The 17,253-nt window shown below is 38.4% G+C and carries 11 protein-coding genes; 3 read left to right on the forward strand and 8 right to left on the reverse strand.

Going from position 1 to position 17,253, the window contains the following annotated elements:
* The first annotated feature begins 6 nt into the window (after positions 1–6).
* The 3 genes from AC2G3J_RS03900 to AC2G3J_RS03910 all read left to right on the forward strand — a co-directional run bounded on the left by AC2G3J_RS03900 (position 7) and on the right by AC2G3J_RS03910 (position 3,356).
* Complete coding sequence (locus AC2G3J_RS03900; protein ID WP_336952061.1) at positions 7–378, forward strand: RidA family protein; 372 nt, start codon at positions 7–9, stop codon at positions 376–378.
* Positions 379–563: 185 nt separating this feature from the next.
* Positions 564–1,994, forward strand: a complete 1,431-nt coding sequence (locus AC2G3J_RS03905; RefSeq protein ID WP_004723666.1) for an amino acid permease — start codon at positions 564–566, stop codon at positions 1,992–1,994.
* 252 nt (positions 1,995–2,246) lie between these two features.
* On the forward strand, positions 2,247–3,356 hold the full coding sequence (locus AC2G3J_RS03910) for an acyltransferase family protein (RefSeq protein WP_336952060.1): 1,110 nt from the start codon (positions 2,247–2,249) through the stop codon (positions 3,354–3,356).
* 383 nt (positions 3,357–3,739) lie between these two features.
* On the opposite strand, the gene hemJ is transcribed toward AC2G3J_RS03910, so the two are convergent.
* The 8 genes from hemJ to AC2G3J_RS03950 form a co-directional block, all read right to left on the reverse strand.
* Complete coding sequence (gene hemJ / locus AC2G3J_RS03915) at positions 3,740–4,192, reverse strand: protoporphyrinogen oxidase HemJ (RefSeq protein WP_004723664.1); 453 nt, start codon at positions 4,190–4,192, stop codon at positions 3,740–3,742.
* A gap of 81 nt (positions 4,193–4,273) precedes the next feature.
* The gene (locus AC2G3J_RS03920; RefSeq protein WP_483770677.1) at positions 4,274–5,506 is read right to left on the reverse strand and encodes a beta-ketoacyl synthase N-terminal-like domain-containing protein; all 1,233 of its coding nucleotides are present in this window, start codon (positions 5,504–5,506) and stop codon (positions 4,274–4,276) included.
* 302 nt (positions 5,507–5,808) lie between these two features.
* Entirely contained in the window at positions 5,809–5,934 is a 126-nt protein-coding gene (locus tag AC2G3J_RS03925) for a hypothetical protein (RefSeq protein ID WP_336952058.1), read from the reverse strand.
* Positions 5,935–5,954: 20 nt separating this feature from the next.
* On the reverse strand, positions 5,955–9,797 hold the full coding sequence (locus tag AC2G3J_RS03930) for a DUF4132 domain-containing protein (RefSeq protein ID WP_419328216.1): 3,843 nt from the start codon (positions 9,795–9,797) through the stop codon (positions 5,955–5,957).
* A 129-nt stretch (positions 9,798–9,926) separates the two neighbouring features.
* On the reverse strand, positions 9,927–12,080 hold the full coding sequence (locus AC2G3J_RS03935; RefSeq protein WP_419360714.1) for a hypothetical protein: 2,154 nt from the start codon (positions 12,078–12,080) through the stop codon (positions 9,927–9,929).
* Complete coding sequence (locus tag AC2G3J_RS03940) at positions 12,077–13,261, reverse strand: VWA domain-containing protein (protein WP_419820043.1); 1,185 nt, start codon at positions 13,259–13,261, stop codon at positions 12,077–12,079. The genes AC2G3J_RS03935 and AC2G3J_RS03940 overlap by 4 nt, the downstream gene beginning before the upstream one ends.
* Positions 13,258–15,864: a DUF5682 family protein gene (locus AC2G3J_RS03945; RefSeq protein ID WP_483770678.1), complete on the reverse strand. Its 2,607-nt coding sequence runs from the start codon at positions 15,862–15,864 to the stop codon at positions 13,258–13,260. Before AC2G3J_RS03945 ends, AC2G3J_RS03940 begins: the two co-directional genes overlap by 4 nt.
* A gap of 38 nt (positions 15,865–15,902) precedes the next feature.
* Positions 15,903–16,994: an ATP-binding protein gene (locus AC2G3J_RS03950; protein ID WP_336952053.1), complete on the reverse strand. Its 1,092-nt coding sequence runs from the start codon at positions 16,992–16,994 to the stop codon at positions 15,903–15,905.
* Positions 16,995–17,253: the final 259 nt, after the last annotated feature.

A 17,253-nucleotide genomic window follows, 5' to 3' on the forward strand; every position in this document is an offset into this window, starting at 1 on the left:
ATCAACATGTCAAACAACGTTCAACACCCAGACATTCAAAAACTCAACAGCAATCAAGTAATGAGTGCAGTCACCATTTTCAATAAAGTGGTTTATTTGTCAGGCCAAGTTCCTAAAAACACCCAACAGGATATTATTGGTCAAACTCAAGAAATCTTAGCAACGATTGATCAATTATTGCTTGAGGCAAATACCGATAAATCACGTTTATTGTCTGCGCATGTCTACATCAAAAATTTAGATGATTTTGCAACTTTTAACACCATTTGGATTGATTGGTTAGAAGGTTGTGTTGCTCCATCTCGCGCAACAATTCAAGCTGATTTGGTTAATCCAGATTGGTTGATTGAGATCGCAGTTATTGCGGCGCAGGCATAAATTAACCGCTTGTCATAAAGTAGAATTGATTATTGTCAACAATTAAAGCAGTATTTGCCCCGAATTAAAGCTGGTCACATGTAAACCATGTGGCCCAGTTCGCGTTAGGTAGAACAATAGAACGGGAATGTTCTTATGCCACAAGCGGGTTTTACCTCCAAAAAATTGTCAAAAAGGATATTTTTATGACAACTTCAAGCCATTCAGATGACGTACCATCGTCGCCAAATGAGCTACAACGGAAATTATCCAATCGTCACCTACAATTAATTGCGATTGGTGGTGCAATTGGTACTGGCTTATTTATGGGTTCAGGGAAAACCATTTCCCTTGCAGGCCCTTCAATTCTGATCATTTATATGATCATTGGTGCAATGTTCTTTTTCCTGATGCGCGCATTGGGTGAAATTTTACTTTCAAATCTGCACTACAAATCCTTTATTGATATGGCACATGACTTAATTGGTCCGGGTGCTGGCTATTATATTGGCTGGTCATACTGGCTCGGTTGGATCTTAGTGGGTATTGCGGATTTAGCTGCAATTATTAATTATCTCAATTTTTGGCTTCCTGACGGAACCGCCTTTACCCCCATGGGACAAGCCTTAATTAGTGCTGGATGCGTACTCTTGGTATTGGGAATTAATCTCCTCACAGTAAAGTTGTTTGGTGAAATTGAGTTTTGGTTTGCTTTGATCAAAATTTTAGCCATTGTTGGATTGATTCTTATTGGTGGCTATATGGTGTTGAGCCATTTCCAAGCACCGACAGGTTCAGTTGCAAGCTTTAGCAATGTCTGGTCGCATGGTGGCATGTTCCCGAAAGGCGCAAGTGGCTTTTTAGCAGGTTTCCAAATTGCCTTGTTTGCTTTTGTCGGTGTCGAGCTGATTGGTACTATGGCGGCAGAAACCAAAGATCCTGAAAAGAACTTACCTAAAGCGGTCAATGCGATTCCGACCCGTATTATTTTGTTCTATGTATTGGCACTCTTTATCGTGATGTCGGTAACCCCTTGGAATGAAATTCCTGCGGATCAAAGCCCATTTGTCACATTGTTCCTACATGCTGGTATTGGTGCAGCAGCTGTGATTATGAACTTGGTGGTTTTATCCTCGGTAATGTCATCGATGAACAGTGGTGTATTTTCAACCAGTCGTATGTTGTTTGGATTGGCTAAAGAAGGGCAAGCACCGACTAAGTTGGCTGAGCTGTCTAAACGCGCCGTTCCTGCAAAAGGTTTGTTGTTCTCTTGTGGCTTTATTATGGCAGGTGCAGCACTACAATATTTTGTTCCAAATACCGTCGAAGCATTTACCTTAGCCAGTTCTTTATGTGTGATTTTATTCATTAGTATCTGGAGTATTATTATGGTGTGTTATATACGCTACCGTAAATTACGCCCAGAATTACATGAGAAATCAAACTTTAAAATGCCAGGTGGTGTATGGATGTCTTATCTTGTTTTGATCTTCCTTGCCTTTACTTTGGTGATTTTAAGTCTTGAGCCTGATACTTTAAAAGCTTTAATCATCAGCCCGTTGTGGGTGATTATTTTAGCGGTGACCTATCAAATGATGTATAAACCGCGTATGAAAAAACGTAATCAACAGCTTTAATGTTGAATATTCAATTGATCAGGAGATGGTGTTAGATCATCTCCTGAATAACTATGATATGAAAAATTTTGATATAAATTAACTCTAAAAATTAAACGCTTAGATTAAATATAAAATGCTCAAGTTTTTGGTTTTATCCGTGATTGATTACATAGATTAAATGTAGAATTTAACAAATTATTCAAAATAACATACTGAAATAAAAATAAAAAACACGTTTAATAGCATCATTTATGATAAGCAATAGCAGATATGCGCAATAACAAGATCGATCTCTTACGTGGAATTTCAATTTTATTGGTCCTTCTCCACCATTTTAATATTCCTTATAAACTGCATGACACATTTCTAGGTATACAGATCTTTGGAGAAAGCTTAAGTACTTTAATTGCCCGCAATGGTAATTATGGAGTGACTTTATTTTTTGTGATTTCGGGTTTTTTAATCACTCAACATACTTTACAAAGAAGTGGGACACTTGCACAGATTAAACTCAAAGATTTCTATATTCGCCGTATTGCCCGAATTATGCCTTGTTTGGTCCTACTGGTGGTGCTGGTCACAGTACTGGGTGCAATGGGGTTAAAACCCTTTCTCAATCAAGCGCCAAACGGTATTGAAGTTTCTTACGGCTTAACTGTATTTTCTGCTTTTACCTTTTGGATGAATATCCTAATCATTGAAAATGGCTGGGTGAATTATGCGCTAGGCGTGCTATGGTCTTTATCTGTGGAGGAAGTCTTCTACTTAGCATTTCCAATTTTGTGTGTTGTATTAGGCCGTGGTAAAGGGTTTATTATATTTTTATTGGCAATCATCATTTATGCACCTTATTTCCGTTCATTGCATTTTGCTGAGGAAAGCGGGGCTTATCTTTATCATTACTTCTCAAGTTTTGACGGAATTGCGATTGGTTGCTTAACTGCTTTAATGAATCAGCGGATGGGACAAAAAATTCAGGTTTCCAAAATCGTGGTTCCAATCATTGTCGTGTTGATAGCTGCTGTTTATTTATATGCACCAATCAAAGAGGTTAGTACGTGGGGAATCAGCATTTTTGCCATATTGTCAGCAATGCTGATCTTCTGTTTTGCTCAGAACCCACACACTGAATCTCGCTCTATATTGTCAAAAGGTGTAGCGTGGATTGGGCAACGTAGTTATGAAATGTACTTATTTCATTTGATTATCTTGGGTTTATTTAAAGTTTTTTATTTTCCTCAAGAAACCTTAGCTGTTGAAAAATTAATGCTATTGCCAATTTATTTTATTGCTGTTTTTGTATTGAGTTGGGCCATTGAAAAGTATTATTCAACACCGATGAATGCAAAAATTAGAAATTGGCTAATTAAGAGCCATTGAAAGAAATCCTATATATATTGAGTTTGCACAAGCAAATGATTATTCCGGAACAGATCTAATGGACTGATGTTGAGCGCAATAGAGTGATTGTGCAGTGTTTAAGGTAATAACAACTACTTTTTACATTATTGAATCGTGCATGCGCAAGGTTTGCTGTCCCCTACGAAAAATGGGGCATTGCCAGCACAAATGAAATTAAACCTTGTATCTAAGATGTGACAGTGAAGCCTCTATAAAGGCATGTATTAAGTGTTTTTAATGATATTGTTGATTAAGTTTTTATAATTTCATGTTGCTGAATTTATTAAAAAATTATTTAGGTGGGCCTGTAAATTACATACAATCAATAAAAAACCTCCATTTAGGAGGTTTCTATCTACAATTTAAAATGTGGGTTTAACCACCACTAAAATCACCACTGCAAATAAAATCAGGGTTGGCATCTCATTGAAAAATCGCCAAAACTTATGCGATTTATAATGTGCATTGCCAATCAGTTTTTTACGGTAATAACCGCAGACAAAGTGGTAAATCACCAAAAGACCAACTAAACCGACTTTTAGATAAAACCATAAAGCTTCATGGTAATGACGTGTTGCATCGCCCCAGTCTACGAGAAAATGTGCGGTGATCAAAGTTGCGATCATCGATGGCCACATAATGCCCCGATATAATTTACGCTCCATGATCTCGAAACGCTGATGACTTAGATTATCATCGCTCATGGCATGGTAGACAAACAAACGCGGGAGATAAAACAGTGCTGCAAACCAACACACGACTGCAATGATATGTAAAGCTTTTACCCAAAGGAAAGCTTCTGAAGGAGCATCCATCAATTTACCCTTTTAAGGGCAGTGTGGGAGATGCCGATCATCCAAACTTATTATAAATTTGAATGATCAACAATTCTTTGTTTAGCCTTCCCATTTTTTAAAAATGAGACAAGCATTGACACCGCCAAAACCGAAACTATTACTCATCACAGTATTCAATTTTGTATCACGTTTTTCAAGTACGATGTCATAACCTTTTGTGCCTTCATCTAGTTCTGTGACATTGATGTTTGGCGCGATAAAGTCATTTTGCATCATCAATACAGAATAAATGGCTTCTTGAACACCAGCAGCCCCCAGACTGTGACCTGTCATAGACTTGGTTGAGCTTAATGGTGGAACATTACCTTCACCAAATGCACGACCCATCGCAAGAAGTTCAGTCACGTCACCAGCAGGTGTTGAAGTACCATGGGTATTTACGTAGTCAATCTGATCCACGCCATGTTGTTTTGCTTCTTCTAAAGCCATCAAAATACAACGGGTAGCACCTTCACCTGATGGTGCAACCATATCCGCACCATCCGAATTTGCAGCATAAGCAACAACTTCTGCAAGAATATTTGCACCACGTGCTTGAGCATGTTCAAGTGATTCAAGTACAACAAAACCACCACCACCCGCAATCACAAAACCGTCACGGTCAGCTGAGTATGGGCGTGACGCTGTTTCTGGAGCATAATTATATTTAGAACATAGTGCGCCCATCGCATCAAACAATAAGCTTTGTGACCAGTGATCTTCTTCACCGCCACCCGCCAACATTAAATCTTGTTTACCTAATTGAATCAGGTTGTAAGCATAACCAATTGCATCAGCTGAAGTTGCACAAGCACTGGTGATTGAATGAGCAACACCTTGTAATTTGAATGCAACACCGACATTGGCAGTAATGGTGTTAGACATATTACGTGGTACGAAGAACGGGCCAATTTTACGTGCACCTTTTTCTTCTAAAAGTTTAACCATCTCTGTAACAGATGCAGTTGAGTTACCACCTGAACCCCCTGCAATACCGTAACGAGGATTACCGCCCAGTTGCTCTGGTGTTAGGCCAGCATGTTCTACAGCTGCAAGTGCTGAATTGTAGGCATACATTGCACATACGCCCATGAAGCGTTTAAGTTTACGGTCAATACCATCAAAATCTTGTTCAGCTGCGGCACTGACATGACTTTTAAAATTAAGTTCTTCGTAAGTTGAATTATGACGTGTCCCTGAAATACCATTTTCCAAAGAGTGCTTAACAGCTTCCAATGTATTACCGATACATGAGTTAATACCCATACCAGTGATGACAACACGACGGTTCATGCAAAGTCCTTTATTTTAGAATACAGAATGAATGTTTACATTTAAACGCGTTTACTTTTTTAGTTCAATGGCGAAAGATATTGATTCTTGTGCATCATTTAAAACCTTATATTGTATGCTCAAAAGTTAATTAAGTGGCTGAAAATAAATATATTTATTATTTTTATAATAATATGAATTCATGATGGATATTTACATCAATTAGGCAAAACCATCCATAAGCAGGACTAATTAGAGAGGGTTTGAAGCAGTAATTTTTGAAATAAATTTTAAATACTGGAATGAGCATGGTGTTTTATTGCCTATTGTAGAACGATGTCTGTATTTACATGCTGAATCGAATTACCCATATAACCGATATGATGACTATCAACAGTCATCATATCGGTTGCAATACAGCTGACATCCCCTGTAGCAAGTCTAAACAAAAATTCTTAGTCTTTATGAATTACCAAGGCGTTTTCTTTTCCCACTCTGGATCAAAACCTGATGTCGATGCAGCAACTTTTAAATAGTCTGCATAGCTCTCAGCCAATAAAATTGGTGGGATCTGTTTAAGTGGAAGTTCATTGTTATTCCAAGATCGACTGGCTTTTTTGCTAAAGGTGAGTTCATAAAGTACAGCTGGAATATTTTCCTCTGGTACATAACTTCCACTAAATGTAATTTCTACATCTATACCCAACTGTTTATAAGGTTTGGTATAGCGGTCAAATGAGCCACCATCTTCAATGCTGGCACGTTGATAGCCTAATTTGGTTACAACACCACGTAGGGTAAATGTGTCTGTAAGCCAGCCGTTATGATCCTTGATTTCAGTGACATTATCATCTTCAAGCTTCGGTAGGTGATGGGTCATCTGTTCAAATAAGAATTTTACTTTATAGTCTTTAAAATGTGCAATCCAATCTTTCGCTTCCTTTTCACCGACCAAAACCGCATGAGAAATTTGAATTTTACTGTCTGTGCAAAGCTCGATTTCATCATCGTCTAAATTCAGTAATGCACCATCATCACTTGGTCTAAAACTGATTTTTTCACCATTGGTTTTGATCTCAAGCCAAATCAGTTTTTGGATTAAGCGTCTCATGATTGGGTGGGCAAAGATATATTCTTGCCACTCAGCAACATTCCACTGACGTTCGCTACACATTGCCTCGTACAAACGACCTGTTTGCATATCAACGACTTGTTTAAACTCTTTTTTACTGGTACTAAACAGTGCTTTGGCTTCTTTGATCAGGCTTTCATCATCATTTTGGCGGGCAGCAGGTAGCGCTTTAACTTCTTTACCTTCTTCATTTTTAAGAATGAATTTATCTTTATCATCAACAATTGCACTAAAGTTACGTGAACCATATTGTAGCTGTAACACTCCATTTTCATCTAAACCTGCTGTTGGAATAGTGCGATCGGCCAACTCATCACTTGTCCATTGATTACGTTCAGCAATTTCAGCAACCAATGTGTTTGCAAGTGTTTGCACCGAAGCGGTACGGTAACGACGTGAAAGTGAAAGCAACAGTTGGATGATTAATGGATCATTACTGATCGATAATGCACTAATCATGGCTTCAATTTGTGAGCGACGAGGGTAGTGTTGCTTCATATAGTTCTGCAATTGTTTTACTGCGAAACTTCCTTGCGCATTGGCCGTCAGTGAAAGCATACCTTTACTTTTGATCGCGGAACCCAGATAAAGTCCTAAACGTTCGCGTTTAATCTCTTCAATCACTTCTTCTAAGGTGATGGTGCCGTATTTGGCATAATGTTCAGGATATTTTTCACCATAACGTTTGTATGAATCACGATAAGAACTCAGACGGCCAGGTGCTTCTGTGGTTGCATATTGTGTTGCTTCATCCAATGGTGTTTGTAAGGTATCTTGATGAATAAAACTGTGTAATAAATGATTGGCAAGTTGTACCTGATCTTTTTGATCGAGTAAGCCACTATAGCGTTGCAATAGGGCATTGGCTCTAGGCTCTTTCAATTTTTCAGCCAATATCACCCACCATTTGACAATTCTAGGGTCAACCTCTTTGCCATTCTGCCATTTCACTTTTGGCAATGTTTCAAAATCAAACCATGTAAAACTGCTTGAAAGTTTGCCTTTCAAACCGTCTTCTGCTTCTTTCAACAGCACTTCTGGTTTGAGATAAGCATTAATATCTTGCCCAAGCTTTTCCAATGCAGTTAAAAGTGCAGCTCGAACAATTTCTTTTTTCTCTTTTTTAAGTAAAGCATTCAGAGGTTTTACTGCATCCTGATTTTGTAGACGTGCCAACCATTCAATTGCGGTGATTCGAATGTCTTGTTTACCTGACTCTAAGGCTTCTATGGCACGTTGATGAATGTCAGGAAGATGTTGTAAGGTTTCTTGCGCTTCATAACGCAAACGCTTATTTTCACCCAATGCAAATTCGAGTAAACGTGGAATAAACTGTACTGGCAAGGATGGGAAGCATTTAAGTACAAAGATGGCATCTGATGGATTAAAGCTTTGGTATTCATTTTGTTCTAAAGATGGAGAAAGTCCCAATGCTTCAGTTAAATACTCTTGATTTTCCGCAAAAAATGGCCAAATTTTATCTTTCTCATAAATATGATCTTGTAAACTTTGATAATAGGATGATCCCGCTAGAATCCCTTGAGCAACTCGACGTTTTGGATTATTAAATTTTGCCGCATCCAAGGCCTGAACGATATGGCGAAGTTCATAATTGGCATATTCTTCAGGTTTAAGCATTTCAAATAAATTAGGCCAATAGATCCAATTCCGATTGCGTATCGCAATGATTCTCATGGCATGATTAATGGAAAATTCAGGATATTTTTTATATTTATTTTTATGGGTAATAATATTTTCAACTTGGTGTACATTTTTAAAAGATGCATCACCGTTCAGTTGGTCAACAATCGACGTTAAAGTTTGATGATTGATTTTTTTAAGTTGCTTTAAATGATCTTGAGCCCAAGTTCTTTTATAACTTGCTGTTTTATTCTCTTCAATTTCATCGGCAGCATTCTGTTCAGCTTTTGCCAAAATTTCTTGATAATTTTCTAAAATAACCTCGGTAAAACTTGCTGGAATTTTTTGTTCAACAAACGGTTGAAAGATTGGTGCTTCAAAATCTTGTTGTAATTGCGCAGTATCAACAGATCTTAAGCGTTGAATCGCCATTTGTAAGATTTGTTGTACAGATTTTTGTTTTTCCAGTTCAAATGCTTGTTCTAGTACAGTCAGGTTGTCAGCACCTAAACGTGCCAATAGATCTGCAGAGAAACCTCGTTCCTGACTTGAACCTTCCAATAGATTTTGATTTAAATATTTTTGGCTATCTTCTGGATTTAAATTCGTCAATAGACTGGTGGCTTTAGTACGAATAGTTTTAGATTTCCCTACAGAAAGTTTTACAATCAAGTCAGGGATTTGTTTGATCAATATTGTTTGTTTGGCGATATAGTCTAAAAAGTTTTCTTGTCCAATGATACTCAGTGTTGGAATAAGTTTTCTGAGTTGATCTAATCGGGCTGAAATGAAATCTTGGGTGTCCTTGAGTAATAATATTTTATCTAATTTACTAGAATGATAACTGTCGATATTTTGGCGTTCAAATAGATAAGGTAGCAGTTCATCGCCTAAACCCTGTTGATCACTTTCAAGTAAATCAAATAGTTTTTGTTGGGTCCAATTTTGCTTTAACAATTTATTCGGATCTGCTTCGCTAAAATGCTGGCTATCAAAAGCGGTAATAAATGTGTCTACTGTGAGATAAATAAACCAAGTGGGTACTTTTTCATAAATATTGGTAAAATTTTTCTGTTGTGTTGCAGCTTCAAGCACTTTGGCAAAACGAATGATTTGTTCAAACTCTAATTCTTCAAAGATCTCACCATAATAACGACGGCGTAGTTTTAGTGCTGCTTCAGCAAGCTTATTTTCTTTTTTATCCAGTGATTGATTGTTTTGAGGCCAGTACCAGCTATAGGTACCCGGCTTTCCCAGTAAAAGTAGTGCTTTTTCATTAGGGTATTGCTGTAATTTAAGTAATATTTCCGGATTTTCTCCATCCAAAATAAACAAAACCACATTTTGATCAAGTTGCTCTTCAATGACGGCCAAAGGCTGGAAAATATGGTAGAGCTTTTCAACTTTATTTTTTAGATCTTCATTATATTTTTGAATATGGTCATGATCATTGGTTGAGTTTGCTTGTTGTGCTTTAACCGCCTTATCCTCAGGCTTTAAAAACATCGACTCAATTTTTGAAAAAAGTTTATTTAACATCTGTATTCCTTTTGAGCAAATCGCTGTTGCTTTTCTATAGGCGCTAATACTTTAGGCTTTAATACTGTGCTTGGTAGTTCACTAAAATTATAGAAAAATATCATCAATTTAAATAGCAAGCTTAATTTATCACGACGTAACTTGTCCTTCTAAAGCGATTCTATGATTTAGGCGTTGTAGTTGTAATAAAACATGTCGCCATTTTAAAAGCTGACTGGCTAAACTGTGCTGGGTGGAATCTGATTTGAGTGAGTTTTGAATAAAGCTTAAACCCAAATCTGCAAACTTTTCAGCAAAATCATCTAGTTTAACCAAATCATCCGTATCCAATTTTGAACGACCTGTATTCGCATAGAATTCAAACAAGGCTTGTGACTCCAAGATCAAAAGGTCTAATACAGATAAATGTTGCTGCTGTTTCCACTGCTTTTTTTGTTCGAGCAGTTTTTCAATACGACCCGTAATCAGCTCAACCAAGCTACTTTTCTTCTGTACAGGATGGTCATAATCCAGACTGAATATTTTTAAACCTTTTGGCGTTGTTAAAAATACACTACATGGAATGAATTGAATTTGTTGCTGTGTTGTTTCGATACGTACCAACGTTGCGATAATTTTTTCATTATGAATCAGTTGGGTGAGATGTTTAATTCGTGCACGGTATTCAGGTTCTATCGGAATGACCAGTTTGAGTGCTCTATTTTCATCGTCAGTGATACGGTATTCAAAATATTGCTCTAGCTCGTTGAGTTCAGGTGCTGTGATACTTTTATGGCGAAGCAGTACATAACGTGATTTAAGCTGTTCTAGGCTTGAATGCGGAAGAAGCATTTGCTGTAAAGATTGCCATGTTGAAATGCCAATATTCATTTGTTCTAAATCGGATTGGCTAAGTGCATTCAACATGCCTTTTGGTAAAAAACGAGTATCTGTGCTGGCACTAAGTTGTGTCTCTGAACTGGATTTTGCATGGGTTAATTCAAGTTGATGTTGCAGTAAAAAGCTGAGAGAACTCCCCCAGATCCCAGTATTGGCTGCACTGTGCATATCAAAGGTGCGATCTAAATGATTGGCACGTGCCTGAGTCACTTCTTTGAGTTGTTGCTCTTTTACATCCCAGAAGCATACTGTTAGACCATGTGCACCACTCTCTGTATTCCACCATTCACAACCAAGAGGGATCAGATGCGCTATGCTTTCTTGTTGATAGTCACGTTGTACAGCACCTCGAAGTTGTCGCAATGCTTCGGCTTGAACATCTGGATTTAAATGCTCGATTTCTGACAGTGCAGCCAAATAGGCATACAAATGTGCCAATTGATTAAAAATCTGTTGCTCATCAACCTGTATATCTGCTTCTAAAAACTGCTTCATTGAACCATGTAAAGCACGCAATAAGCTCCCTAAACGTGGTAAGTTTTGTGCGCGTGCTTGCATATTTAAAATATGCAGTGACATGACCATTTCTTTGGCCAAATGTGACAAACCTTGCTGAATAAAGTTTTGACAAATGATTTTAAGTTCTTGGATCAATACCCGATCATCAGGTGAAAGTTGCTGTGTAGGATGGTGTTGTTGCGCTGTTATATCAATTGACCATTGCCATTTTTCAGGGACATTTTTGAGAAATAAATAAGCAATACATGCCAAATGCCCAGCAACTTTTTGTTTGTCTGCGATTTCTGACAACATGCCTTCAAACCCTGTTGCGGGGTAGAGAACAACTGGATTGGGACTTAAATCGGTTTGAAAAATGATTTTATATTCTTGAATACCAATTTGACAATGTTCAGATTGAAGCAACCAATTTTGTACAAATTCATAGGCCAAACGAATATTGGCTTTGCCTGCTTGTTTTTGGATTTTACTTAGATCAAATTCTAAAACAGTTTCAAGGGCCGATGTTGTAGCTTGTTTAGATGTCTCAGTATGTTGAGATGCTTCCTGTTGAGCGAGCAGTACTGTATCTTCTCGATTATTGTTAGGGCTATTTTCACTTGGGGTATTTGCGGTCGTCAGGAGTGTTTCATGTTCCTGAACCCATAAAATACTGCTGAGAATGTGTTTACAACAACCTTGTGCTGAACAACTACACAATGCTTTGGTGATGCCTTCAAAGGGCAGTTTAACTTCACATTCTTCGACTTTAAATACCAGTTGATCGTGCTCTTGTTGCAGTAGTTCAACAGCATCTAAGGCTTTACGGGCACGACGTAGAAGACCAGCATTGCTGTGCATGGTTAGGCTGTCTTCATCGTATTGAGTATAAATATGCCAACTCATTGCATCACCTCTGCAAACCATGTCGCCAAATGTTCGGGGGTCATTGCAGCGATTTGCATACCGCGTTCTTGGAGTTTTTGTGCCATATTGATGTCATAAACAGGATTGGCTGCTTGATCCAGCGCCGCAAGCCCAAGTAGTTTGCAGCCTTGTTGGTTGAGTTGACTGGTGGTGTTGAGCATTTGTTGAACGGATGCACCTTCTTCAAAGTCACTGATCAAGACTAAAATACTGCGATTGGGTTGTTTAATCTTTTTTTGACAGTATTGCAAAGCTTGACCAATGTTGGTTCCGCCACCGAGTTGAATGGTCAGTAAGACTTCAACTGGGTCATGTGCCAAATGGCTTAAATCAACAATTTGAGTGTCAAATAGGACTAGACTAATATTGACCGCAGGCAGAGCTGCCAAAATACTGGCACATACTGCTGCATACATGATCGAATCCATCATCGAGCCACTTTGGTCGACACACAGTACAATTTCCCATGGCAAATGCTTCTGTACACGGGCATTAAAATAAGGGGTTTGGATAATCAGTTTTTGTAAATCAGGCTGATAATTTTTGAGATTGGCTTGAATGGTCCGTTTCCAATCAAAGTTTTGTGCCTGTTTAAGATGTGAACGCTTAAAACGATTACGGCGACCTTGTAACGCTTTTAAAAATTGTGTGCGGATTTTTTGTAAGAGCTCTTCCACGACTTTTTGAATTAATTCTCGAATCGCATCTTTCATTTCATTACTTAAACGACCGCGCATACTCAGCAAAGCTTTGGCAACCGCAGGGTTGGGTTCAAGTTGTCTTACATGCTCTGGATTTTTAAATAATTCAGTTAACTCATAACGTTCTATGGCTTGTTTTTGCATACGTTCAAAGGTTGATTTTGGGAACAGTTTTCGACTTTGGTTGAGCCAGTTAATCGCGTTAAGTTGAGAGGCTTCTAAACCGCCATGGCGGTTTTTCCCTTGTTGGATGCCCCGACGCTTATATTCATTTTGGTAGAGATAATCGAGATTGCGTTCAAGTTTAAGTTGATCGCCTGACAATGCCGCTGTTGATAAATTCTGGTCGGCATATCGACCGAGCATCAAGCGCCAACGGCGTGCTTGATCCATGGCATCAAGAGAAGCAGGGGGATCGGAGTTTTCATCAAGATTTGGTTCAGGAGGTAATTGACTCATTTATTCACTCCTTGTTGTTCTGATTGCTGTTCAAGCTGTTGTTCTTGATTAGAGCGATTGATTGCCCAGCGATCTAAGTGATCATATTCAAATATTTTTTGCAGTAGCTGGTTAAGTTGTATGCCCTGGAATACATCCTGCTCCCCAATATGACTAAGCACTTGATCGAGAATGACATTCTCTCCTAGTCCTGTGGTTTTAGCGATAATTTTAGATACTTTGGTGCTTTGCTTTGGGGTGAGCTGACTAAAGATATAGCGTAAATCAGGTAAAATCCGAATAAAGGTGTCTTCCGTCCAATGACTGACCAATTGGTGAAGTGCATCAATTGCAACATTGGATTGCACAAAGATTTCAGGCGCAATAAAAAACATGCCATGTAGGTATTGCACAGCGTTTTCAGGATCGCTTCCCACTGCAAAAGCCAGTTGTAATTGTTGTTGAAGTTGATTTTGCTCAATTTGATGATCTAAAAATTGCAAAGTATTTAGCGCGCCTTTGAGTGAGCTAAGATGAAATTCATCAATTTTTGCCAGATCAATTTGGCTATACATCAGTTCCAGTAAATCCACAGCTTGTGCATTCACGACTGCATGTTGTAGTGAAGAATTCCGTTGCTTGATATTTAAAATCAGTTCATGCAAGGTTTTTAAGTTGCTAAGATTTTGTTCAATTTTTTCTTCATGGGTATCGTAAATTTGATCAAGTAAGAAACAGGCCTGATAGACGGCAAAACTTAAACTTTGTATCACGATTTTTTCGGGTAAATTTAACAGTTTGTGACCATGCCATAAATAATACAATTGCTGTGCTGCACCAATCACCGATGCAAGGTTTTGATCGCTTTCTAAAAAAGTATCGAGTTGTTGACTGAGCAATTCTAAATGTTGCTTTAATCCTAAGCGGCACGCCAAAGCCAGCAATTTGGCAGTTTCAAAGGCAGATTGCCCGACACCTTTTGCTTCATTTCCTTGCTGTAGTTGAATAATTTTAAGCAGTGCAATTTGTTCGAGTTGGTTGCCCATTTCTGCCAGTTCAATCAAACGTGCTTCAACACTTGGTGTCCATGCATAGCGCCATTCCTCAAACAACAAATCCAGACTGGCACCCTGTACAAAATCTGGACCTGAAATACGTTGGGCAAAATTACAGCCTACAAATTCCAGTAAATGCAAATATTGGCTAATGTTCTGATGTAAAGGTTTGCGATAAATATCGAGTTTTCGATTGCGTATAATGGTGTCATTTAAATTAAAACGATAGGCTTTAATCTGTTGATAGGTATTTTGTAATAATGCAGGACTGTGCTGATTTTGAGCAACCTTACCAAGTTGTTGTCCACTTAAAAACTGAAAAATTAGGGTAAATAAATGCTGTTGTCCATCATCCATTTCCCCTTTGATGAGTGCTGATTGCAACGCATCGAGTAAATCATAACGGCTTGGTTGATGATGTCCACGAAGGCAAGCCAATTGCCAAGCAAGTTCAGCGGTATTTTTTAGTGCGATATAAGGCGTTACATCCAGTGCATTTTCTTGGTTTAAAAAATGGCACAACTTATTTAAATATTGAAAAAATTGCAGTTGTGTCTGTTCAACTGTTGGATTGTTTGCAGATTTTAAATTTTGCCAATGTTGTTGATAATATGCAGGTGAGGGCATACCTGAAGCATAGCCATTTAAAGCATCTAAACGATCGAAACTATAGCGAATCAGCCAAGCTTGCTCTTGCCAGTTTTGCTTTTGATCTTGGACAATAAAACGTTCTGCTTGCTGTGGGGCTACTAGATTTTCAATTAAGGCAAGACTATGAAAGCCACCCGTGATCACCAAAATTTTATGCTTGGGATCAATACTGTCTTGGATGCAATTCCACATCACATCTTCACGATGTAATGAAGCATCTTGCAAAAGTACCTCACGCTCATAATCCAAACGTGCTAATGAACACCAAGCAAAAACATCATCAAAAAATGTTTGAGCATGTTGCAGTTGTTCAACATTTTGCAGCTCGAATAAATGATCCCAAAGTTCATCATGATTTCGGCAATGCATCGTTTCAGCAAGTTTTTGGATATATTGGCTATGTGCAAAATAACGTTCAGACAGCAGACTTTTTTGTTGCCAGTCCAAATCAGACTGTTGCGTTTTTAAGGCACTTTGTTTTGCCCAATCCAAGTCAATAAATTTAACGTCTGCTCGAATGTGTTTTGCCTGTTGGATAGCGACCCATTCAGGGGAGTATTCACAAAAAGGGAAGTGGGCAGAAAAGATTTCTGGTTGAACTTCTGCATTACTTTCATGTGCTTCGTCAGCACCATTTCTATTTGCAGCGCCTTTTTGGGGGGAGGTTTTATTTGAAGAACGTTGCGCTTGTGCAAATATTGCCACAGGAGGCTGAGTGGCTTGGTTCTGTAAGCTTTCAATTAAGAATTCAAAACTTGTTGGTGCTTCGATTAAAATGTGTGTGGGCTTAAGTTCATCGATATATTGCTTGAGCGCGTATGCACAAGCGGGGCTATGATGGCGGATTGGCGCAAAAAAAACGTTTTGTTTTGCCAGTTGCTGTTTCAGTTGAAATGCCTGTTTTAAGCGTGCAGGCATTTCCCCTCTCTCTATATTTCGATCCAGCAGCTGCATGATTAAAACTCTCGGCTGGCTTCATAGAAACTTTTCCAATCAGCATCCTTACGTGCACGCTCTTTCACCACAGTATCAAGATAGTAACGCAGGCGTTTAGCATCATCTGGATTATCTTTAAACACAACCCCAATCAATTGTTGTGCGAGGTGTTCTGCTTTTAATTTTCCATCACTGAGATAAATGGCTTGTAGACCTGCCGCATGGGCAATATTGACTGCTTCAGCAGTAGACATAACAGCATCAGGCGTTTTAAGTGTTGCGCCTTGCAGACTTTGTCCTGTTCTAAGCTCATTGAAAATGGTCACCAAGAGTTCGATGACTTCTGGGCGAACTTGGATTTCACTGTATAAATCAGCAAGCTGGTTCTTAAGTTGTAATCCCACCAGTTCGATTTCAAATTTTTGGTCACGAATCGGTTTTACCGTTTCAAAGTTAAAGCGACGCTTTAATGCTGCTGACATTTCATGTACGCCACGATCACGCAAGTTTGCTGTTGCGATGATGTTAAATCCTTGTGTTGCTTGCAAACTAAAATCTTGTCCCATTTCAGGGATCATCATTTGCTTTTCAGACAGTAAAGACACCAATACATCCTGAATTTCAGGTGGGCAACGTGTGATTTCTTCAAAGCGGGCAATTTGTCCATTTTTCATAGCATAGAAGAGCGGGGAGGGAATTAATGATTTATCTGTTGGTCCTTCCGATAAAAGTAATGCGTAGTTCCAAGAATATTTAATATGGTCTTCGGTCGTCCCCGCTGTTCCTTGAATCGTGAGCTGAGAATTGGCTGAAATTGCAGCACTAAATAGCTCTGAAAGCATTGATTTTGCTGTACCTGGTTCACCCACCAGCATCAAACCCTGATTGCCCATCAAGGTAACCAAGGCACGGTCAACTAAAGCATCGTCACCATAAAATTTTTTTTGAATATCAAGTTTGGCATCACCCAAAATAAATGAGCGAACAGCGTAGGCAGAAAGTTGCCAACCTGCTGGCTTTCTATGTTGATCTTGTTCTTTTAAGCGTTCTAGTTCTGCTTGATATTTTTGTTCTGAACTGTGTTTAATTTGATTTTGAAAATTTTGCTTCATAATGATTCTGTATATTTTATCCAATGAATCTATCATAACTGGCAAAGACTAAGATGACCACTAGTACGTAAGTCGCCCGCGACAAATTATGACATCTGTTTGTTATAGAAAGTATTTTTAAGTAAATTGAGTACTGTAATTGCAAGTGAACTAGGGTTAGATTGTTTATAATTGTATAGTATGATGATCTGTATTGAAATTTTGTGAAATAGTGATTGTATTGATTCGCAAATCAGTACATTAATGTAAGCGTTGAGAA

The sequence above is a fragment of the Acinetobacter legionensis genome, assembly GCF_057165765.1.

Excerpts from the sequence above, each read along its gene's own strand:
- AC2G3J_RS03900 (WP_336952061.1), top strand. The coding sequence starts at position 7 with ATGTCAAACAACGTTCAACACCCAGACATTCAAAAACTCAACAGCAAT.
- AC2G3J_RS03905 (WP_004723666.1), top strand. The coding sequence starts at position 564 with ATGACAACTTCAAGCCATTCAGATGACGTACCATCGTCGCCAAATGAG.
- AC2G3J_RS03910 (WP_336952060.1), top strand. The coding sequence starts at position 2,247 with ATGCGCAATAACAAGATCGATCTCTTACGTGGAATTTCAATTTTATTG.
- hemJ (WP_004723664.1), bottom strand. The coding sequence starts at position 4,192 with ATGGATGCTCCTTCAGAAGCTTTCCTTTGGGTAAAAGCTTTACATATC.
- AC2G3J_RS03920 (WP_483770677.1), bottom strand. The coding sequence starts at position 5,506 with ATGAACCGTCGTGTTGTCATCACTGGTATGGGTATTAACTCATGTATC.
- AC2G3J_RS03930 (WP_419328216.1), bottom strand. The coding sequence starts at position 9,797 with ATGTTAAATAAACTTTTTTCAAAAATTGAGTCGATGTTTTTAAAGCCT.
- AC2G3J_RS03935 (WP_419360714.1), bottom strand. The coding sequence starts at position 12,080 with ATGAGTTGGCATATTTATACTCAATACGATGAAGACAGCCTAACCATG.
- AC2G3J_RS03940 (WP_419820043.1), bottom strand. The coding sequence starts at position 13,261 with ATGAGTCAATTACCTCCTGAACCAAATCTTGATGAAAACTCCGATCCC.
- AC2G3J_RS03945 (WP_483770678.1), bottom strand. The coding sequence starts at position 15,864 with ATGCCTGCACGCTTAAAACAGGCATTTCAACTGAAACAGCAACTGGCA.
- AC2G3J_RS03950 (WP_336952053.1), bottom strand. The coding sequence starts at position 16,994 with ATGAAGCAAAATTTTCAAAATCAAATTAAACACAGTTCAGAACAAAAA.